General features: G+C 39.1%; 20 protein-coding genes. 9 read left to right on the forward strand and 11 right to left on the reverse strand.

The features are described from left to right. The first annotated feature begins 119 nt into the window (after positions 1–119). Both PTI45_RS01230 and PTI45_RS01235 read left to right on the forward strand, forming a co-directional pair. Complete coding sequence (locus PTI45_RS01230) at positions 120–1,058, forward strand: NADP-dependent oxidoreductase (RefSeq protein WP_069325733.1); 939 nt, start codon at positions 120–122, stop codon at positions 1,056–1,058. A gap of 20 nt (positions 1,059–1,078) precedes the next feature. Then, on the forward strand, positions 1,079–1,411 hold the full coding sequence (locus PTI45_RS01235; RefSeq protein ID WP_069325734.1) for a hypothetical protein: 333 nt from the start codon (positions 1,079–1,081) through the stop codon (positions 1,409–1,411). A 93-nt stretch (positions 1,412–1,504) separates the two neighbouring features. On the opposite strand, the gene PTI45_RS01240 is transcribed toward PTI45_RS01235, so the two are convergent. Then, positions 1,505–2,143 carry a pyroglutamyl-peptidase I gene (locus PTI45_RS01240; RefSeq protein WP_069325735.1) on the reverse strand — a complete coding sequence of 213 codons (639 nt, stop codon included), beginning with the start codon at positions 2,141–2,143 and terminating at the stop codon, positions 1,505–1,507. 197 nt (positions 2,144–2,340) lie between these two features. On the opposite strand from PTI45_RS01240, the gene PTI45_RS01245 reads away from it, so the two are divergent. From PTI45_RS01245 to PTI45_RS01260, 4 genes are all read left to right on the forward strand, one after another. Then, entirely contained in the window at positions 2,341–2,835 is a 495-nt protein-coding gene (locus PTI45_RS01245) for a glutathione peroxidase (protein WP_069325736.1), read from the forward strand. Positions 2,836–2,920: 85 nt separating this feature from the next. Then, positions 2,921–3,316, forward strand: a complete 396-nt coding sequence (locus tag PTI45_RS01250) for a rhodanese-like domain-containing protein (RefSeq protein WP_069325737.1) — start codon at positions 2,921–2,923, stop codon at positions 3,314–3,316. A 458-nt stretch (positions 3,317–3,774) separates the two neighbouring features. Next, positions 3,775–5,364 (forward strand): alpha-amylase, encoded by a 1,590-nt coding sequence (locus tag PTI45_RS01255; RefSeq protein WP_083243285.1) that lies wholly within the window; start codon positions 3,775–3,777, stop codon positions 5,362–5,364. A gap of 204 nt (positions 5,365–5,568) precedes the next feature. Further along, entirely contained in the window at positions 5,569–6,648 is a 1,080-nt protein-coding gene (locus PTI45_RS01260) for a DNA alkylation repair protein (RefSeq protein ID WP_069325738.1), read from the forward strand. Between the two features lie 143 nt (positions 6,649–6,791). Here the strand turns inward: PTI45_RS01260 and PTI45_RS01265 are convergent, their stop codons facing one another. Together PTI45_RS01265 and PTI45_RS01270 are read right to left on the reverse strand one after the other, a co-directional pair. Beyond that, a complete protein-coding gene (locus PTI45_RS01265; protein WP_069325739.1) occupies positions 6,792–7,394 on the reverse strand; it encodes a nitroreductase family protein in 603 nt (200 codons plus the stop codon). A gap of 142 nt (positions 7,395–7,536) precedes the next feature. Then, positions 7,537–11,181 carry an InlB B-repeat-containing protein gene (locus PTI45_RS01270; protein WP_083243286.1) on the reverse strand — a complete coding sequence of 1,215 codons (3,645 nt, stop codon included), beginning with the start codon at positions 11,179–11,181 and terminating at the stop codon, positions 7,537–7,539. Positions 11,182–11,494: 313 nt separating this feature from the next. Between PTI45_RS01270 and PTI45_RS01275 the strand changes: the two genes are divergently transcribed. Beyond that, the gene (locus PTI45_RS01275; protein WP_069325779.1) at positions 11,495–12,346 is read left to right on the forward strand and encodes a DUF72 domain-containing protein; all 852 of its coding nucleotides are present in this window, start codon (positions 11,495–11,497) and stop codon (positions 12,344–12,346) included. 233 nt (positions 12,347–12,579) lie between these two features. On the opposite strand, the gene PTI45_RS24425 is transcribed toward PTI45_RS01275, so the two are convergent. The 4 genes from PTI45_RS24425 to PTI45_RS01290 form a co-directional block, all read right to left on the reverse strand. Further along, a complete protein-coding gene (locus tag PTI45_RS24425) occupies positions 12,580–12,693 on the reverse strand; it encodes a putative holin-like toxin (protein ID WP_241669384.1) in 114 nt (37 codons plus the stop codon). Between the two features lie 171 nt (positions 12,694–12,864). Beyond that, positions 12,865–14,517 carry an alkaline phosphatase gene (locus tag PTI45_RS01280; RefSeq protein WP_069325780.1) on the reverse strand — a complete coding sequence of 551 codons (1,653 nt, stop codon included), beginning with the start codon at positions 14,515–14,517 and terminating at the stop codon, positions 12,865–12,867. Between the two features lie 190 nt (positions 14,518–14,707). Next, on the reverse strand, positions 14,708–16,036 hold the full coding sequence (locus PTI45_RS01285) for a cryptochrome/photolyase family protein (protein WP_069325741.1): 1,329 nt from the start codon (positions 16,034–16,036) through the stop codon (positions 14,708–14,710). 45 nt (positions 16,037–16,081) lie between these two features. Further along, a complete protein-coding gene (locus PTI45_RS01290) occupies positions 16,082–16,750 on the reverse strand; it encodes an HAD family hydrolase (protein WP_069325742.1) in 669 nt (222 codons plus the stop codon). A gap of 282 nt (positions 16,751–17,032) precedes the next feature. On the opposite strand from PTI45_RS01290, the gene PTI45_RS01295 reads away from it, so the two are divergent. Continuing rightward, positions 17,033–17,221, forward strand: coding sequence for a CsbD family protein (locus PTI45_RS01295; protein ID WP_069325743.1), 189 nt, complete (start codon positions 17,033–17,035; stop codon positions 17,219–17,221). Positions 17,222–17,333: 112 nt separating this feature from the next. Here PTI45_RS01295 and PTI45_RS01300 read toward each other — a convergent pair whose 3' ends face one another. The 3 genes from PTI45_RS01300 to PTI45_RS01310 form a co-directional block, all read right to left on the reverse strand. Further along, positions 17,334–17,648 carry a hypothetical protein gene (locus PTI45_RS01300; protein WP_069325744.1) on the reverse strand — a complete coding sequence of 105 codons (315 nt, stop codon included), beginning with the start codon at positions 17,646–17,648 and terminating at the stop codon, positions 17,334–17,336. Positions 17,649–17,750: 102 nt separating this feature from the next. Then, positions 17,751–17,933, reverse strand: coding sequence for a hypothetical protein (locus PTI45_RS01305; protein WP_069325745.1), 183 nt, complete (start codon positions 17,931–17,933; stop codon positions 17,751–17,753). Between the two features lie 179 nt (positions 17,934–18,112). Further along, the gene (locus PTI45_RS01310) at positions 18,113–18,784 is read right to left on the reverse strand and encodes an NAD(P)H-dependent oxidoreductase (RefSeq protein ID WP_069325746.1); all 672 of its coding nucleotides are present in this window, start codon (positions 18,782–18,784) and stop codon (positions 18,113–18,115) included. 202 nt (positions 18,785–18,986) lie between these two features. Here PTI45_RS01310 and PTI45_RS01315 point away from each other — a divergent pair, with 202 nt between their 5' ends. Next, complete coding sequence (locus PTI45_RS01315; RefSeq protein ID WP_069325747.1) at positions 18,987–19,394, forward strand: DoxX family protein; 408 nt, start codon at positions 18,987–18,989, stop codon at positions 19,392–19,394. A gap of 110 nt (positions 19,395–19,504) precedes the next feature. On the opposite strand, the gene PTI45_RS01320 is transcribed toward PTI45_RS01315, so the two are convergent. Then, positions 19,505–20,323, reverse strand: coding sequence for an AAA family ATPase (locus tag PTI45_RS01320; protein ID WP_069325748.1), 819 nt, complete (start codon positions 20,321–20,323; stop codon positions 19,505–19,507). Between the last annotated feature and the right edge of the window lie 79 nt (positions 20,324–20,402).

Here is a 20,402-nt window from a genome sequence, read left to right on the forward strand (position 1 = left end):
GAAAGGATCCAGAAATGTTGGTTTTGAAACAAAAAAAATCAGTATTTTTGCTAATTATTCAAGATGTTTGATTTGGTGTATGTTAACTATAGAGACATAGCCTACGAGGAGGAATACTTATGAAAGCAGTTGTTATCGAACAATACGGTGAAAAAGAAGAACTGAAAGAAATGAATGTTCCTGATCCTGTACCCGGAGAACATCAAGTCGTCGTCAAATTAAAAGCAACTTCGATCAACCCGATCGATTGGAAATTACGTGCAGGTTATTTAAAACAAATGATGGATTGGGAGTTCCCAATTATTTTGGGATGGGATGCTGCTGGTGTAATTACAGAAGTCGGTTCTGCGGTAACGGAGTGGAAAATAGGAGACGAAGTATTTGCTCGTCCGGAAACAACACGTTTTGGAACCTATGCAGAATATACGCTTGTGGATGATCATTTATTAGCAGCGTTGCCTGTGAGTGTGACTTTCCAAGAAGCCGCTTCTATTCCACTCGCTGGACTTACTGCATGGCAAGCACTGTTCGATCATGGACAATTGCAAGCTGGTGAAAAAGTATTGATTCATGCAGGTGCAGGTGGCGTAGGAAGTCTAGCGATTCAACTTGCCAAAAATGCAGGTGCACATGTCATCACTACAGCTAATGAGAAAAACAAAGAGTTCGCCACATCTCTAGGTGCGGATGAAGTGATCGATTACAAATCGACAGACTTTTCGGAAGTCTTGTCCGATATTGATCTGGTATTTGATACGATGGGCGATAAGATTCAAGCAGATAGCTTCAAAGTACTCAAACCGGGCACTGGACGCTTAATTTCTATCGTAGGTGAACCGGATGAGAAGTTAAAAGCACAATACGATGTGACTGCTAAGTCGATCTGGTTAGAACCTAATGGCGAGCAATTGCAAAAGCTAGGTTTATTGATGGCTGAAGGCAAGCTTAAAGCAATCGTAGGCACTGAAATTCCTTTCTCTGAAAAAGGACTACAAGAAGCTCATGAATTAAGTGCAACTCATCATGCTAAAGGCAAAATTGTAATCACGTTCGAATAGAAACGGTGGTGCAATAATCTATGGGATGGTTAAATCCAGCAACCGTATTTTCTGACCCTTTATTTCGCTTGGTCTGGTTCATTGAATTACTGATATTGTTATTTGTGATTTTGACAGGTTCACGCTTTTCTCGTAAAAGCTGGATCGGCACAACGATTCTGTTGGTCTTAGGGTTAAGCGCACTTCTCCCCGGTTACATTTATCAATTAACACATCCTGATCGTGTCGGTGCATTGATCGATATTCCATTGTTACTGATGTTTCCTATTATGCTGGTCAGTGTTTTATGGGCGATCATCATTTGGATCTATCGCTGGCGTATCCGTCAACGTTCACGTGTTACACAGACCTAATCTAAACCAAAAACCTCTTATATCGGCAACTCGCCAAAGTAAGAGGTTTTTGGTGTACTCTATTTTCAAAGTCATGACCAAAAGCACCAGACTTTAGTTGTCTTTTTGCAATTGCTCTACAGTGGTACGTATAATTAACTGAAGAGCACGTGACATAAGATTGATAGGTAGTGTTGGTAAGCTTGGCTTGTGAAGTGCCATTTCGGTAGACGCAGGAAAATGCACAAATCCTGCGAGTACACCCGGACTGGATTGCTTCACATAATCGAGAACACCATACATCACGTTGTTGCAGATAAACGTCCCTGCGGTATTGGAGATCACAGCTGGAATGCCATTTTCAATCAATCGATCTGTTATTTGACGAATCGGTAACGTTGAAAATAATCCGTCCGGTCCATTGGCTCGAATCGGTACATCTTGTGGACGTTCATTGCGATTATCTCCATAGCTCGAAGCTTCAATATCTTTGATATTAACAGCAATACGCTCCAGATTGACTGCGGTACGTCCGGCTGCAAGTCCGCAAGCGATAATAATATCCGGCTGAAAACGTTCTACTTCAGCAAGCAGTAACTCTACACACTCATCATAATGTACAGGTAACAATATCGTATGCAGTTCTAACGAAATATCGGTAAACGAATGATCTTCCATCGCTTGTACTAAAGATTGCGTAGGATTAATCGTATGACCGCCAAACGGCTCAAATCCAGACAATAACAGTTTCATTATTTACAGCCCCTTTTCGCTTATGGTATGTGTAGAAAACATGGTTATTAGGAAGATATCAGACCTTTTGTTTCTCTACAGTTTACATGAAGATGACCAAGTTGGACATTGACATTTAAAATGAATCCGTTACAATTAAAGTATACATTTTTAAAAATTAAATTTTGCAAAATCATTTTTAAAGGAGATGGAATAGAATGTCAGTATACGATTATTCAGCAACAACGATTGATAAAGAAGAAAAGTCTCTTGCCGATTACAATGGGGATGTACTCCTTATCGTAAACACAGCAAGTGGTTGCGGTCTAACTCCTCAATATGAAGGTCTGCAAAAATTATACGATACTTATAATGAACAAGGATTCAAAGTGCTTGGTTTCCCTTGTAACCAATTCAAAGGACAAGAGCCAGGAACAGAAGAAGATATCAAATCTTTTTGTCAGGTCAACTACAATGTTAGCTTCCCATTGTTCTCCAAAGTAGATGTGATCGGTGAGACAGCTCATCCATTGTTCCAATATCTAGTGAATGAAGCTCCTGCACCTTCTCGTACTGGGGAGATCGAATGGAATTTTGCTAAGTTTTTGGTTGATCAAAAGGGTAATGTGGTTAAACAATATCCATCACGTCTTGATCCAGCAGAAGTTGAAAGTGATATCCAAAAAGTACTTGCTGGTGAGAAATTGAACTAATCATAGATGAATATGATTGTTACATTGTGGTAAACTACACATGCAATAATGGCTCTTATACTATCTAACTGGAGGTCGATGAACCATGGCATTAACATTTACAGATTTGGTAACTAAAGCACGTAACAGTGTACCTGGTGTAACTTCTGAAGAAGCACGCAAAAAAATCAATGAGAACCCTGAAACATTCGTTATTGATGTACAGGATGCTAAAGACGTAGGTGCTTGTGGATTAATTCCAAGTAGCGCTAATATCTCTTTGGGCATGTTGCCAATCCGTGCTGATCTACAATTACCAGAAGAATTGCGTGATGGTCGTTTGTCTGATCGTTCACGTCCTGTTTTGGTTACTTGTGGTGCAGGTGGACAAGCTGCTCTTGGTGCCTACCTTTTGAAAGAAATGGGCTTTACAGATGTCGCTTATATCGACGGCGGAACAGCAGCATGGAAACAAGCGGGCTTTGAAGTCGAAGAAGTATAATTAAATTTAATCACGAATAGTTTTCGTGAATATCATCATACACAGAAAGCCTTGAAGATTGATTTCAAGGCTTTTTGTATATTCAATCGGTGGTAACACACGTCTTATCCTCTATTAACGATAAGGGTAAATAATACGCATCTCATATTGTAATCGTTATCATTTTCGGATTTGGATAAAACTTATATTGATGTCTATAAAAGATTATGTTTATAAAAAAAGCTAAATACAGCCATATTTCTTCATATATAGCCTTCACAGTCTGTTATAACAGCGAAGTCTTCTACATTATAGTCATAGCCTGTACTTTACTACGTTTAACATCTGTAACTAAATGGGTAATGTTTTTCACAGCCGTACGCAGTCTACGCCGAGATTGGTACCTTTGAGAGTTATGGTCTCTCTTCTTCCTCCGGTGGCAGGTCGTTCGCTTGAAAAGATCAAGGGGGTAATAATAGATGAGTCGCAATGTAACAATGATGCAATTTTTTGAATGGCATGTCGAGGCTGATGGTTCACACTGGAAAAGATTGCAAGAGACAGCAAAAGACCTTAAAAAAGCAGGAATCGGAACGGTATGGATTCCACCGGTAACTAAAGGGCATACACCGCAAGATACAGGATACGGTGTATATGATCTATATGATTTAGGGGAATTTGATCAAAAAGAATCGGTACGCACCAAATACGGTACCAAAAAGGAATTGCTAGATGCAATTGCAACCTGTCACCGTCTTGGAATTAATGTATATACTGACCTTGTTATGAATCACAAAGCAGGCGCAGATGAAACAGAAGCATTCCACGTGATTGAAGTTGATCCCAATAACCGTACAGAAGAAATTTCGGAGCCTTTTGAAATTGAAGGTTGGACGAAATTTACCTTCCCTGGTCGTGGCGAAGAATACTCTGCTTTCAAATGGAACTACCATCATTTCAACGGTACCGATTACGATGCTCGCGAAGAACGTACCGGTATTTTCCGTATTGCCAATGAAGGCAAGCAATGGAATGAAAATGTAGATAATGAGTTTGGTAACTATGATTATTTGATGTTTGCCAATATAGATTATAATGTTCCAGAAGTACGTGAAGAAATGATCAATTGGGGTAAATGGATGATCGACACCACCCGTTGTGATGGCTTCCGTCTGGATGCAATTAAACATATTAACTATGAATTTTTACGTGAATTTGTAGGTGAAATGATCAACAAACGTGGACAAGATTTCTATATTGTAGGCGAGTTCTGGAATCCTGAATTAGCCGCTTGTCAGGAGTTCTTGGATACAGTCGATTATCAGATTGATCTATTTGATGTATCGCTACATTACAAATTACATGAAGCTTCTCAATCTGGAGCGGCTTTTGATCTTTCAACGATTTTCAACGATACATTAGTACAGACTCACCCTACCCATGCTGTAACTTTTGTCGATAATCATGATTCTCAGCCGAATGAAGCGTTGGAATCTTGGATTGAAGATTGGTTCAAGCCATTAGCGTATTCATTAATATTGTTACGTAAAGATGGATATCCTTGTGTATTCTATGGTGATTATTTCGGAATCGGTGGCGAACACCCAGTAGAAGGTAAAAAAGATATGCTGGATTGCTTGTTATACTCTCGTTATAACAAAGCTTATGGTGAACAAGATGATTATTTCGATGATGCCAATATTATCGGTTGGGTACGTAAAGGTATCGAAGAAATCGAACGTTCCGGTTGTGCAGTCGTGATGTCTAATAGCGATGGTGGCGAAAAACGGATGTTTATCGGTGAAGAACATGCTGGTGAGATCTGGGTAGACATGACCAATGCTCGTGAAGACCATATTACGATTGAAGAAGATGGTTGGGCAACTTTCTTTGTAAATGGTGGTAGTGTATCAGTATGGGCATTGCCTGAACTGGATATCGATCATGAAAATGGTGCTGAAGAAGAACATTGTGTTGCTGTACCTGAAGGCGAAGAATTAGAAGGAAACGTAGTGGTAGATCGCGGTTCTGAAGAATCGAATGATAATGAACCTGCACCAACTCAATAACGGCTTCAAAGATCTTATGTATTAAATAAAAGCGGAATATACTCTTCTTAGAAGTAGGTATATTCCGCTTTTTTATGCTTTTATATATCATACATACGTTATATTATTGGAATTGAAAAGAATGACAACTTACAAATTCAGCTACAGGCTTGCAGGAACTGCATAGTCGTTGATATAACTAACTAAAAATAATGGAGTGAGACGATGGAAAACTTTAAAGATCGCTTTAGTGAATCTTTTTTACAACATTTTGTTGACCGTATAGAGAGTCATTCTGCTGCATTTGATGCCGATGTATTTTTCAAGCAGATTTATGATGATAGGTGGCAAGAACTGGCTTTTAAGCAACGTTTACGACATATCGCACAAGCGATCACTATAGCTCTGCCTCTTCCTTATGAGCAAGCGATAGATATCTTGATTCAGGTTGCTCCCAGTTGCCGGGGAGTCGAATATTTATTTTTCCCTGATTATGTAGAGTTGAATGGGTTAGAGTATCTGGATATTTCTATACGTGCTCTAGAAGTATTTACTATATATTCCAGTGCTGAATTTGCAGTTCGTCCATTTATTATAAGGTATCCTGAGCAGATGTTAGCCCAGATGGATCGTTGGATCATAAGCGATGATGAACATCTACGTCGACTAGCTAGTGAAGGATTCCGTCCACGCTTGCCATGGGCGACACAGTTACCTTTATTTATTCAAGACCCATCTCCAACCCTTGAACGCTTAACACAGCTCAAAACCGATCCTTCGCTCTATGTACGTAAAAGTGTAGCGAATCATTTAAACGATATCGCCAAAGACCATCCTGAACGAATCGCTAATCTAGCCAAAGAATGGTACGGTCACGATACACATACCGATTGGATTGTGCGTCATGGTTGCCGGACGCTACTCAAGCGAGATCATCCTGCTATTTTGCAATTATTTGGTTATGTAGCCAGTGAAGACGTACATATTGCCAATTTTCATATTCAGCCTACAACAGTCATAATGGGCGATTATGTAGAGTTTTCATTTTTATTGATGAATGAATCTTCTAACGAACAATTGCTACGAATCGATTATGAAATTCACCATATGAAAGCCAATGGTAAAAATGTACCCAAACGATTCAAATGGACAGCCAAATCTTTTACACCGGGTAGTCATTTTCTAACTAAAAAGCATCTCTTCAAAGAAATTACAACACGTAAGTATTATGCAGGTATTCATTATGTATCGATTTATATTAATGGTGTAGAGCAAGATAAAGCTTCATTTCAATTACAACTTTAACTTCGATAAGATAGCTTTGTCTATTATCTATTCTTTATCATTACAAAAGTGGATGTTACACATAAAAAGCAGGCAACCCGTGGATCTGATCCATAGGTTACCTGCTTTTTTGAAGTTATTACTGCTAGATGATCATCATCTAATTATTTTAAAACGCGAATGCGTTCTTCAAGCGGTTTGAACTCTTTGTCACCTGCTGGTGCTGTTGGCTTACCGAATGGCATTTGCGCAACTAATTTCCATGATTCTGGAATATCCCATTCTGCTTTGATCTTCTCATCAATCAATGGATTATAATGCTGTAGTGAAGCGCCATAACCTTCAGCTTCAAGCAATGTCCAGATCAGATATTGATGCATACCGGAAGATTGTTGCGACCATACCGGGAAGTTATCTTGATATGCTTGGAACTGCTCTTGCATACCACGAATAACAGACTCATCTTCGAAAAATAGAATCGTACCATATCCTGCTTGGAAACTATCCATTTTTTCTTGTGTAGGTGCAAATTTATCAGCAGGTACGATTTCTTTTAGAATATCTGTCGTAAACTGCCATAATTGATCATGCTTTTCACCAAGTAAAACGATCACGCGAGCACTTTGAGAGTTAAACGCGGATGGTGTATGTAATACCACCTCTTCTACAATCTCTTGAATACGTTCGTCTGAAGTCACCGCTTCTTTGCTGATACCGTAAATACTTCTTCTGTTCTTCATTGCACTAAGTATATCTGGATTCGTCATTACAATCATCCTCCTTCAATCAAATTGAGTACGGAATGTGAATTGTGGTGCTCCTATGTTATTTACCCATTGTGATGAAAAACTATCAGTAACCTACAAAAATAAAGAAACAGCGAGAGAACTCACTGTTTCTGATCTGTGCTTATTTTTGATATTGACGCATACTTAGCAATACTTTGACAGCTTCTGCTCTTGTGGTTGCATCTGTTGCTGCAAATGTATTATTGCCTTTACCGGATAACAATTGAGATTTTTGCATAGCTACAACAGCAGCTTGAGCCCACTTCGGAATCTTCGCTCCATCAGCAAAAGAAGGTGTAGCCTGACTATTGATATTCAACTGCAATACTTTTGATACGATCACAGCCATTTCTGCACGTGTTACCGGAGCATTCGGACGGAATGTGCCTTTAGCATCCCCTTGAATAAATCCAGCTTGTACCGCACGCGCAATCGCTGATTTTGCCCACGAACCTATAGAGTTCTGATCGCTAAATGATAATACTGCCTCTTCTTGACTAGTAGACAATCCATTCATGATCATCACCATAAATTCAGCACGTGTAACCGGAGCACCCGGCTTAAACGTACCATCAGTATAGCCTTTCACAAGCCCTTCACTGACTGCTTGTTGAATCATCATTTCTGCCCAATGACCTTGGATATCTGTTAATGCAGTCGCTGTAGGTACTGCCACAGGCTCAGTCACCGGGGGTACAACAGGCGTTACAGATTCGGATACGTTAGAAACAAATACTGCATATTTCGTAAAATGATCCACCTGTGTACTGATTTGATTACCATTTACTTGAGAGTTGCCTGTCGATATCCAGATTTTCTGATTTTCATCAAAATAGAATACTCCGACTTGCTGATTAGGCTGTACCATCGCTGAATTAAAGGCGAATGTTAATGTAATCGGTATGCTGAAATTTTGAGTGAAATTTTTATTAAGTTCATAGACACGACTGACTAATGTATTCAGATTGGTCATTAAATTAGCAGGCTCTGCAATCGGAACAATCGAAAGATTCAATGGTTGATTAATCGAGCCTACTGGAATACGAATAGAAATATCGTTATCTAAGCTTACTTCACCTGCTTGATCTTTAGTTAAGAGTAATAGCCCATTGGTAGACACTTCTTTGTCCGGTACTGAAGTTCCACCTGAACCTGTGCTATTAGAAGTCGAATCTTCTTTCTTTTTCCACTTCGCTTGTAACATGATATTGGAATTGATCGCTGTTGTATCAAAATCGAACGGGATCGTCAAAGCATTATCCAGATACCAATTCACAAAGGTGTATCCTAAACGAGTCGGCGATGTAGGAGCTGTGATTTTACCTCCGTGATTGACAAAAATATCATCGATCGTAGATCCACCATAGGTATTGAAACTAACTGTATAGACTTGATCTGACCAGTCTGCATACAATGTCATATTCGACGTAATTGGTGTCTGACCGAAATCGAATAAAGTTGTTAATGTAGCGTCGGTATACCAGCCAACAAAAGCATATCCAAATTTGGTTGGAGAAGCAGGAGCGATGATCTTGTCTCCATAATCCACATTGATATTCGCTACAGCACTGCCTCCATACGTATCAAAGCTTACAGTATACGCATTTTTGCTCCATTTACCGTACAAAGTGATATTGTCGGTTATCGCTGTATTCCAATCGTACAATGTTGTTCGAGCTGCATCACTATACCAACCTGCAAAGGTATATCCTGACTTGATTGGATCGGTAGGCGATTTCACTAATGATTGATAATTCACCAGTTGATCGCTAATCAGTGACCCACCATCGGTATCAAATGTAGCTGTATACGGCTTAATAAGCCATTTTGCATACAAGATCGTATCCGTCGTGATCGGCATACTTGTAAAATCAAATACCGATTGAAGTTGATTATCTGTATACCAGCCTGCAAAAGTATATCCTGTACGTTCAGGTGCTACAGGTGGTATCGCTAATTCTTTATAATTGATCATTTGATCGGTTACGACTGTTCCACCGTTAGTCTCAAAAGAGAGCTTATACGCATTGACTGACCATTTAGCATATAAAGTGATATCTGTATTGATTGGTGTAGTAGTAAAAGAAAAAGGCTTTGTTTTGGCTTCATCCGTATACCATCCAATAAATGTGTATCCTGATTTGGTCGGATCAGAAGGCGCAGAAGCTAGACTTTGATAATCAACTGCCATATTAGCAATCGCTGAGCCGCCGTCACTATTAAAAGTCAATGTACGCTTAAAATAGACTTTAAAGGTGATCGTGGTTTGGTTACCTGCAAGATCAGTTACGACTAATGTATGATCTCCTTCGGTGCTTACTGTATCTCCATTATTAAAAGCGATGTTGTCTAATGTGGCTGTTCCTTCATTGAATTGAATCTGAGGAGCCGTAGAATAGGACATATTAGAGGCTACACCGGTAATAACAGGCTTGGTCTGATCTATTGTGAATTTCACGGTAGTACTACCTATTTCATTCGTAACAATAAGAGTATATATACCGTCTGTAGTTATAGACGTACCTTTGCCAAAGTTAACCCCATTTAATGTGGCTGTCCCTTCATTAAAAGTCGGTGTAACCGTATTTGCGTATACACTGTTGTTCGTGACTCCATCAATAACTGGAGTATATCCTTGTAACACTGTAATATCTACTCGTGCTTGTCTACCACTACTTGCATTCGCACCTGTATAAAGAAAGGAATCATTTCCTACATAACCAATAGTGGGTGTATATACAAAAGATCCATTTGGAGACATTGTCACTTGTCCATGTGCAGGTGGTTGCTGAAGACCTACACTGATAACATTTTGATCATTTGTTAATACATTTCCGGTCTGACTCTTATTTTGTGACACAGAGTAAGAGTCATTATTAACGACCGGCTGAGGCTGGTCTGTTGTCAGTGAAGGATACAGGCCTTCTGGAACTATATAATAATTTAATTGTGCTTGATAACCTCTTAAATCAGGCACGGCAAATACAGTCTGATTATTACCACCAAATCGGTACTCTAAAAGAGAATATAATACATTATTCTGATTCATAGATAAAAGATTGCCTGTTGCAGATAATAAATTATTACCAACTACAGGTACGAGGTAGGGAATAACTTCTCCTACATATTCATCACCTGTACCATTTTCGGCTTGAAATGAAGGATCTGTAGATATAGCATACTTTACATTGGGTATTAGATCCGTAAGCACCGGCAATTGGAAAGTATTCGTTGCATCTCCACCAAATTTTGTACCGATCATATTATACAAATCAGTATAGGATTGAATAGATAGCGTTTGCCCTTGTAGAGCTTTCCAACCTGTTGGAACAAAATAATAAGGGAAAAGTCTCACTTCACCTAATGTGGAATTAGATGATCCACTTAGACCTTCATCACGACTTGGAAAAAGACCATTTAGTGCGATATAATAGCCCATTCCTACGGGTGCTTTGCCTGTTAAGTTGGGTACTTGGAAGGTCGTCCGCCCATCTCCACCAAATGTTGTACCGAGCAAAGCGAATAAAGCTGAATTTTGATTAATTGGTAATGATTGTCCCGCTGCATACACCCAACCTTTTGGAGCCCGGTCATAAGGGAATAATTGGATTTCTCCTACATAAGGGATTGTTGCAGCTGCATGTGCACTTTGATTGATTCCAAGCTGGGCTGGAACACTACTGATGACTAAAACGATAATCATCCACACCATAATTACTTTTTTACTTAACGTTATCCCCACTAATTCATCCCCTACGTTTCTCATATTTGAAAGTGTGTTTACTGCCTGTTACTTGCCTTATGATGTATACATTTCGTAACCTTTCACTTTATCTCAGTGTAAACGATATCGACTAGAAAAAGTATCAAATTTTATCCTAAATCTAAAATAAATTGTATAATTATAGGTTTTCATTTATAACATTCACTTTATTAATTAAATAACAAAAAAATATAACTTATTATGTATTTTTTAACTATTTATAGATAGCATTAGAGTCTCTATTTGTTTAACAACGACTTTGATTCGTTTATATACATAGAACAACATCAAGCGTACAGACAGGAGGATGACGATTGTGATTGAAATCGGACTTACAGGATTTGGAGATCATCCTGAACTCTATGGCAAAACCAAAGCACCTGAACGATTACCTACGTATAGTGAACATTTCCCTATCGTTGAAATAGACAGTTCATTTTATGCAGTTCAACCTGTCAAAAATGTAACCAAATGGGTCGAGCAGACGCCAGATCATTTTGGGTTTGTATTTAAAGCGTATCAAGGCATGACCGGACATTTACGAGGGAAAAAGAATTATTTCGATACGAAAGAAGAAATGTTCCAAGCATTCCATGTGTCTTTGCAACCTGCGATTGATGCAGGGAAGTTAAGGATGGCGTTATTTCAATACCCACCATGGTTTGAATGTAATCGGGAAAATGTAGATACGCTACGCGAAACGCGTGAATTAATGGGTGATATTCCTTGTGCTTTAGAATTCCGTAATCAGACCTGGTATATGCCCGAATTCCGAGAAAAGACACTGGACTTTATGCGTAAAGAAGATTGGATTCATACGATTGTCGATGAACCGCAAGCTGGCATGGGCTCGATTCCGATCATTACAGCAGCCACCTCCAAACAAGCAACCTATGTACGTATGCATGGACGCAATGTAGATGGTTGGCATAAGAGCAGTGATCCTAACTGGCGCAAGCTCAGATATCTGTATAAGTACAGCACAGAAGAATTAACCGAATGGCGGGATCGACTGCTAGAGATTCAAAATCAGTCAGAACATGTCTATGTGGTGTTCAACAACAACTCTGCTGGCGATGCGACTCCTAATGCCAAAGAGTTAATTGAACTATTAGCTGATCACAACGTGTTGTCTGAAAAGCATGATATTGGAAGTTCTTCATCATAGGATATGTTAATGTAGTTTGTATCCCTATTCTGCATACGTAAAAAAGTATTATTTTCAATAAATGGCTTGAACCCCTAACAAACAAAGCGTATAATCAAAGTATAAAAAAGATTGTACAGATGTTGGTAGCACCTGCACAATCTGGCAACAGACCCGCATTGAAGAGCGGTCAGCAACTCCAACATAGTGATCTACTTACAAAAGAAATAGACCCATACCTTGGGGAAGGCGGTCTATTTCTTTTTGTTTTGGTTAATTGCCATAGCTATACTAACAACTAAGCCCAGTAATGTAACAATAAATATACCGAACTGAATCATTAATGTGAGTGTATCTTTAACCTCCACAAGCATCACCTCCTTTCAAACTTGCAACATCATTAGTTACAAAAGTCTGATTACAAAGGAGATTAGCCGACCGCCTATCTCTGCTATTCTGTTGTTATTTGGAGTATATCATAATTAACGTAAAAAAGTCATATCTCTTCATAAGAGATATGACTTTTTGTTGGGTATCACTTATGAAAATAAATCAACAGCATCTTGCGGTACATATGTCTTTACACCATTATGAATTACATTTCCTTTGAGCTTCACCGTTTTGCCGTTCCAGTCTGCTGTATTTTTAAATACAGGCAAGCGTAAGGTATCATTTCCTTTGGTTACTACGACAACCGGGTTACGCGCATCCGTAGCATCCCATTTGACGGTAGCGCCTTTAGCAGCAAATGCCGTTTTGGCAGGAACAAATAATTGTTTCGATATGTTAGCCAGATCCACTTGCAATGCAGAAGCCATATAACCTGCGATGTCGCTATTTTCAACAACACCTGTTAATTGTACTCCACCCGGTGCATACGAATACAGAGCCACTTCGCCACCTGTATGACCGCCTGTTGTCCAGCCGATATGAGCACGTTTGCTAATCATTGGACCTACAGCATAATTCATTTTACCTTTTTCTGCTGCTTTGATCGTAGCGATTTCTTCTGCTGTGAGATCAGTAATCCCGTAGTATTGTTTCATGACTGCTTTGATATTGGTACGTTTACTATTGAACTTAGATTCCAAGCCTTCTCCTGTCGCTTTCGCTTTTTTCAAAGGAGCGATAAAAGTAGACAAAGGTTCTTCATCATACGTTCCTGTTGTGCCTGCATCACCAATCGTAATTCCGCCGTTACCATGATCGGTCGCTGCAATCACGAGTGTATTCTGATCGGCTTTGGCAAATGCAAGTGCTTTGGCAACCGCATCATCAAACGCATTAACTTCACTAATAATCCCGATCGGATCATTCGCATGAGCGGCCCAATCGACTTTACTACCTTCTACCATCAAGAAGAATCCTTCTTCATTTTGGGAAAGTACTTGAATCGCTTTGTCTGTCATTTCAGCAATACTCGGTTGCTTCACAGGATCACGATCCATATCGTTTGCCATCGCTTTGTCTGCGAACATGCCCCATAATTTGCCTGACGTGGAAGCTTTCAATTCTGCTGTATTTTTAACGATATTGTATCCAGAATTCGCAATCACTTTAGTCAAATCCTCACCATCTTCACGACCTGCTGGTGTAAAGTACGTCGCTCCACCACCAAGCACCACATCCATGCCTGCATACACTTGCTGTTCGCTCAGTGCATCATAATTGCTACGATCTGGATAGTGAGCACTGAAGTCTGCTGGAGTCGCATGCATAATCTCAGAAGTGGCGATAATACCTGTGGATTTCCCTGCCAATCGTGCGGCTTCTACAATATTAGCAACAGGCTTTTTAGCATCACCAGGTGCTAATTTGGGAAGCCCTGGCATTGTATTTTGATCAGGCAATACGCCTACATAACCGGTATGTGATTTGAATCCTGTTGCAAAAGCAGTTCCTGCTGGAGCTGAATCGGCAATCGCCGCATCCGCAGAATATGTACGCACAAGTCCACTTGCCATTTCATCCAGTGCAAGAGCTTTGCCTCCGTTGTACCAGCGAGTTAACGTAGTACCATCCATACTCATACCATCTGGAATCAGCATGATTACATTTTTGGCACGAATCTCTGGCTGTTCTTTGGTTGCTGCGCTGACAGTTCCTCCCGAAAGACCTAGCAATAATGAAACAGCCAGTGTACCTGCTGTAATCGTAACTTGAAGGTGGTTCCATTGATGTTTTTTGATCATCTTAAAAATAACAATCATCCCCTTTTTTCTTGGTCAACAGGATGATTGTAACAATCAATTATCAATAGAAAAGCTTTATTACGTGCAATTTGTGTTAAAATCAGGCTCAATCATTCGCTCTATATTAAATCTTTTAAATCATATGTCATTATTCAAATATACCTTATAAAACCTTTTATATAGACACTATTTACACATTATTCACGATTTTTTTGTAGGTTTCGATAGCACTTGCGCGAGATATTTTAAGATCTACAATCGCATTTTTTTGAGGTTGATGAATTTCTTTCGCAGATAAGTCATTTAACTCTGGCATCCACTCTCGAATATAATCGCCTTCTGGATCATATTTAGTCGACTGAGTCACTGGATTCACGACACGGAAATAAGGAGCCGAATTAATTCCTAATGAAGCACACCACATCCAGTTCCCTCGATTAATCACATTATCATAATCCAATAATTTACGACGGAAATATTGCTCTCCCAGTGTAAACGGACATTGTAGATTTTTGGTCAAAAACATACCTGATAAAATTCGCAAACGGTTGTGTATCCGACCTGTTTCATTTAACTGTCTCATCGAAGCATCAATAACTGGAATACCCGTCTTCCCTTTGTACCATGCTTCAAAGTGCTGATCGGTTAATTCAGATAGATCATACTTGTGTTCATATTTGAAATAATGCTCATCATAGATCGCCTGATACAAATAGAAATCACGGAACGAAATCTGGCGTACCCATTCTTCATGCCCTTGTGCTCGTAGCGCATCATCCAACATCTGCCGAATCGATATTGCCCCGATGGTCACATGCGGATTCAGGTCACTGGACGGATCAATACTGTAATAGTCCCGTTCTTCGCCATAATTCACCATTTTGCTTTTGATAAACGTCTGCAAGATCGGTTCAGGATCTTCGGCTGGCTCATACTCTTCCAATGCAAAAGGCAACTCAAATTCTGCCGGTAATGTGAGTTCAGCACGAGAGACATTTAAGTCTTTGAGACTGATACTCGACGCATGATTCGGATGCTGATCGAGAAAGTCTAACCATTTCCGGTGAAAAGGAGCAAATACTTTATAAAAGCCATCTTTGCCTGTAAAATCAGTAAACTGCTCGACATCGATTAACATATGATCGACCAATAAAGTAAACGCAACATTGGCTTGATCTGCGACGGCTTTTAATTTGCGATCACGGTCTTTGGCATACGGAGTAAAATCGCGATGGGTCACCACTTCGTCAATATCGAGTTTATCCAACACATGCTCCAATACCACCTCAGGCTGTCCATAAACGATATGTAGTGTTTTATGCTGACTTTGATACAACTTCTGCAAACGATGGACATGACGAAGAAAATTAACCCCACTATGCTCTTTTTCTCTACCTTTTCGCAATAAAAAAGGATCGATAATGAGTAGATGTACACTTTGTGCTTCAGCTTCATGAATATAATTAAATCCGACCAAATCGTGTATACGCAGGTCTTTACGATGAATAAATAATTTCAAAAGGAATTCCTCCTATAATGTACTTCTGCTACTCTTTATTAGGCATTACCCTTTTGGCGTACTTTCATTCATGCGATCAAGGATTTCAGACAACGTCATATCGGTCATCGATACCAATCGTAGATCATTATGTTCAAAGGGTAAAAATGAAGTCACTGGATTGGGCACAATCGTACAGCGTAATCCAGCTGCTTTGGCTGCCGTTAATCCATTTAACGAATCTTCAAAAGCCAGTGCTTCAGCAGGTGCAATACCCATAGCTGTCACCACTTGTGTATACAATTCAGGATCAGGCTTCACCCGGGTCACATCATCACTGGTGCGAATCACTTGAAAATAATCGACCAATCCCAGTCTTGTCAAAAAGCGTTCGATCCATGCTCGATTGGAACTGGTAGCAAGCCCTATGTTCAATCCCAATTGCTGTGCTTCTTCTAAATATTCTTTCACCCCTGCACGAGCTTCCAAATGCTCCATCTTCTGTTGATGCAAAAGACTAACTGCTTTGTCGATTTCTACTGAAATGCCCGGTTGCTTCAACGTTAGATCGATATAATCAAGAAACTCTGTGCCATGCGTGCCGATACTTGGAGCGAATTGTTCTAACGCAAGCTCCATCTTATAGCCGCGAAGCACCTCCTGATAACATTCAAACCATACACTTTCCGTATCCAAAATCAATCCATCAAAATCAAACACTACGGCTTTAATCATCTGTTCTTCCTCCTTGAGTATACGTGTCTATTTTATCTATAAAAACAACTTTTCTGTTGGTCAATTGTGCTATAAGGGCATGCTCTTTTGTTCTTAAACATTTTGTCTGTTGGTGTAATCTTTTGTCAAACGATTTGTAGCGATTGTTTAAATGGTAATGCTGTCGGGTAATGTTAACTATCAGCGAGTTCGAGCTAAAGCATAGACGACTTGTTGATCATTTAAAAATGATTCCTTTATATTAAATACAAATTCATTCTATTTGAACAGGAGATGTTAATGATGAGTAACGATAACGGTTTGGGCGATAAAGTAAAAGGTGCAGTATCTAAAGCTAAAGGCGAAGTGAAAGATCAAGTAGGTAATGCTACAAATAACTCTTCTTTACAAGCTGAAGGTAAAGTAGATAAAGCTAAAGGCGCAGTACAACAAAAAGTCGGCGAAGCAAAAGACGATCATAACCGCCACTAAGATTATTTTTTAGAACAATCCCCTATAGCATATACATGAATAAATATATTTTTATATAAAAACTCACCCCATTTTATATGAGGTGAGTTTTTTTGTTGATCTTTAATTGGTCTTATTCGTTCCCTTTTACAAAGGTGCCCGAGTCCATCACAATCACATGTGTAGAAGCATCTACATCTTGATCATCATATACGGTATGAATCGTATCCGCCGATGGAAGCGGATGATCAGCATCAACTCGATAAAACACACCATATTCGTTATAGATTGTACCTACACGGTTTTGAAGTTCTTGCATTTGTGAAGAACTAACTACTTGTGGGTCTTTAAAATCATTAGTGCTTGCAAAGCTATGAACAGCCACTCCAGCCGTCAAAACCACTATACTTGCTACAGCAATACAACTCAGTTTCTTGATTGCAATCATCAATAGATCACCAACTTTCTTGATATGTACTTTCTAAATTTAACATTTATTAGAAAATAATCAAATAATTTTAAAATTAACTATCGTTCCATAATAAGATTTTTACGATTTTTCTTTGCGATCTAAAAGTAAAAGAAGCACAAATACAACTAAAGCAATCAAAACAAAATACATATTTTCAATCCAATCCATTTTACTTAACGTACCTGTAAAAAAGCGATATAGCACAATCAAAATACCTGATACAACCATAGACAAAATAAAGCTTACGATCTTTTTTTTCATAAATAACGTTTGCATCCATATTGTTATATTGCGATCTGATTGTTATGATTGGATGCCCTTTCTTCTAGTTTCTTGAAGTGTTCATTCTAAACTTATCGCTTATGTAAATCAAATACCTGCATAAACAAAAAAGACCCGGGAATCCGAGTCTTTTTTTGTTTCTATCTATATTGAAGTTCTTATTTAACCCATTGTACGATTTCGTCTAAGCCTCTTCTTGCTTTAGGACGCAATTCTTTTTCGGTACGGTAACCGAAAGCAGCCATTACACTGACGCCGTATTCGCCGTTACCCATTAGACCTGCATTGCTCAAAATTTGTTCTACTGCTTCTTTTTGGAAGCCTTCGATCGGGCAAGAATCGATACCGATCTCTGCCGCAGCTGTCATCATATTGCCTAGTGCAATATAGGTTTGTTTGGAAGCCCAGTCAAATAAAGCACGTTCGCTTTCAAGCAAGTTCAAGTCTCTTTCTTGGAACTCTTTATAACGAGGAAGAATCGTCTCGAACATTTCTGCTGGCATTTGTTTCACTTCGATCATTTGATCACGCAAATAAGCCGAATCATAACGAACATCGTTACGTGCCAAAATGACAACAAAGTGACTTGCTGTTGGTAATTGACCTTGTGCACCCCAAGTAAATTCACGCAATTGCTCACGTAATTCTTGGTTTTGGATCACAAGGAATTTCCACGGCTCTGAACCGACCGAACTTGGTGATAAACGACCTGTTTCCAAAATAAACTCAAAATCATCTTCTGAAATTTTTTGTTCAGGATCAAATGCTTTTGTCGCATGTCTTGCTTCATATGCTTGTAGAATCTCTTGTTTACGTTGTTCTTTATTCATGGATATCTCTCCCCTATGGATGTTATTGATTATCTATAATAATATGCACGTTATATAACATACTTACTTTTAAATACCAAAGATAGTATACCGTTTATATGCGTTGTAGTCAATTGGATCACATTCAATTTGTAACGATTGGTTTAATATATACATAAGCTTGTTATTCTACAAGTCAGATGATACTTCAAGGAGATGACTTATGAATACATATCCAACAACCGTCCCTCGTACGATTGCACGCTATATCTTTGCACTCTTTTTTATCGGAGCTTGTGTGGCTCACTTTATAGAAGTGGATGGATTTGCTAAGCTATTACCTGAATTTGTACCTTTCAAAAATGCACTGATCATCCTGACAGGAGTGATCGAATTAGCGTTAGCGATTATGATTCTTATTCCAGCTTGGCGCAGACGTGCAGGAATATGGACAGCTTGGTATCTAGTGCTTATTTTTCCTGCGAATATTTATGCTGCTTTTTACCAGATTCCAGCACCAGGACAAGCGTATACCGATCCAGCCGCTTTATGGATTCGACTGATTTTTCAACCGTTGATGATCTGGTGGATTCTATGGTGTACCCGCCCACCTAAACCGCGTACAGATTGAGAAATAGCTGCCCAGAAATGTATGATTAGAATTCATTATCACTTGTATACTCTCTATAAATACCATAAGAAAAAGCACAGGTCGCTTGATGATCCCTGTGCTTTTTTTATTTATACATACGCATGAACTTTAGGATTATATTCTTCATAGGCAGTCTGTAATTGATGTAATGTTAGAGCACTGTCCTCGATAATCGCTTTACGCTTTGCTTTGAGTACAATCTGTTCAATATCTGCAAAGCTACAACCACTGAGTATCGTAGAGGCTGTATGTTCTAACGTACCGATTGTGGCAAACGAACCGATTAGCAGTTGAATATAATGCTGGCGATCTTGATCGGAAGGCATAGCATAATCCATCTTCGTATCAAAACGACGCCATACCGCATGATCCAATTCATCGGCTAGATTGGTAGCCGCTACTAAAATACTTTCACCTTCAAACTCATCCATACATTGCAATAATGTATTCACAACCCTTGACATCTCTTTCACTTCATCATTATTATCGCGTGTACGAGCAATCGCATCGAATTCATCTAAAAAAAGCACGCATGGAGAAAGACGTGCAAAATCAAATATTTTGCGAATATTAGAAGCGGTTTCTCCTAGATGACTATGAATAATGGTATCCAGACGAACCAGTACCAGTGGCAATTGCAGACGTTCTGCGATGTAAAAAGCAGTCAGCGTTTTGCCTGTTCCGGGTGGGCCAGACATCACTAATTTGTTAGGCATAGGTACATCTTGTTCGATAAATTTTTCTTTCATATCCAAAATCATCATAAACTCATCTATAATACGCTGATTGCATTCATTCAGAACGATATGTCTTACTTTACGAGCACATTCTTTAGGCATATATACGGTAGCCATATCTGTTCCTTTTGCTTTGGGCAGACGGCTGTTATTTTTGTTTGTTTTATTCATACAATCAACAACTCCTTGCTCCACTTTATTAATAGTAATGATTACTATTAAATAGTTTAACAAGTTTTTGTGCGAAGAA

It is taken from the genome of Paenibacillus nuruki, assembly GCF_001721045.1.
In the GTDB taxonomy this organism is placed as follows: Bacteria; Bacillota; Bacilli; order Paenibacillales; family Paenibacillaceae; genus Saccharibacillus; species Saccharibacillus nuruki.

Excerpts from the sequence above, each read along its gene's own strand:
- PTI45_RS01230 (WP_069325733.1), top strand. The coding sequence starts at position 120 with ATGAAAGCAGTTGTTATCGAACAATACGGTGAAAAAGAAGAACTGAAA.
- PTI45_RS01250 (WP_069325737.1), top strand. The coding sequence starts at position 2,921 with ATGGCATTAACATTTACAGATTTGGTAACTAAAGCACGTAACAGTGTA.
- PTI45_RS01235 (WP_069325734.1), top strand. The coding sequence starts at position 1,079 with ATGGGATGGTTAAATCCAGCAACCGTATTTTCTGACCCTTTATTTCGC.
- PTI45_RS01240 (WP_069325735.1), bottom strand. The coding sequence starts at position 2,143 with ATGAAACTGTTATTGTCTGGATTTGAGCCGTTTGGCGGTCATACGATT.
- PTI45_RS01270 (WP_083243286.1), bottom strand. The coding sequence starts at position 11,181 with ATGAGAAACGTAGGGGATGAATTAGTGGGGATAACGTTAAGTAAAAAA.
- PTI45_RS01300 (WP_069325744.1), bottom strand. The coding sequence starts at position 17,648 with ATGATTGCAATCAAGAAACTGAGTTGTATTGCTGTAGCAAGTATAGTG.
- PTI45_RS01305 (WP_069325745.1), bottom strand. The coding sequence starts at position 17,933 with ATGAAAAAAAAGATCGTAAGCTTTATTTTGTCTATGGTTGTATCAGGT.
- PTI45_RS01320 (WP_069325748.1), bottom strand. The coding sequence starts at position 20,323 with ATGAATAAAACAAACAAAAATAACAGCCGTCTGCCCAAAGCAAAAGGA.
- PTI45_RS01315 (WP_069325747.1), top strand. The coding sequence starts at position 18,987 with ATGAATACATATCCAACAACCGTCCCTCGTACGATTGCACGCTATATC.
- PTI45_RS01310 (WP_069325746.1), bottom strand. The coding sequence starts at position 18,784 with ATGAATAAAGAACAACGTAAACAAGAGATTCTACAAGCATATGAAGCA.
- PTI45_RS01280 (WP_069325780.1), bottom strand. The coding sequence starts at position 14,517 with ATGATCAAAAAACATCAATGGAACCACCTTCAAGTTACGATTACAGCA.
- PTI45_RS01295 (WP_069325743.1), top strand. The coding sequence starts at position 17,033 with ATGAGTAACGATAACGGTTTGGGCGATAAAGTAAAAGGTGCAGTATCT.
- PTI45_RS01265 (WP_069325739.1), bottom strand. The coding sequence starts at position 7,394 with ATGACGAATCCAGATATACTTAGTGCAATGAAGAACAGAAGAAGTATT.
- PTI45_RS01245 (WP_069325736.1), top strand. The coding sequence starts at position 2,341 with ATGTCAGTATACGATTATTCAGCAACAACGATTGATAAAGAAGAAAAG.
- PTI45_RS01290 (WP_069325742.1), bottom strand. The coding sequence starts at position 16,750 with ATGATTAAAGCCGTAGTGTTTGATTTTGATGGATTGATTTTGGATACG.
- PTI45_RS01260 (WP_069325738.1), top strand. The coding sequence starts at position 5,569 with ATGGAAAACTTTAAAGATCGCTTTAGTGAATCTTTTTTACAACATTTT.
- PTI45_RS01255 (WP_083243285.1), top strand. The coding sequence starts at position 3,775 with ATGAGTCGCAATGTAACAATGATGCAATTTTTTGAATGGCATGTCGAG.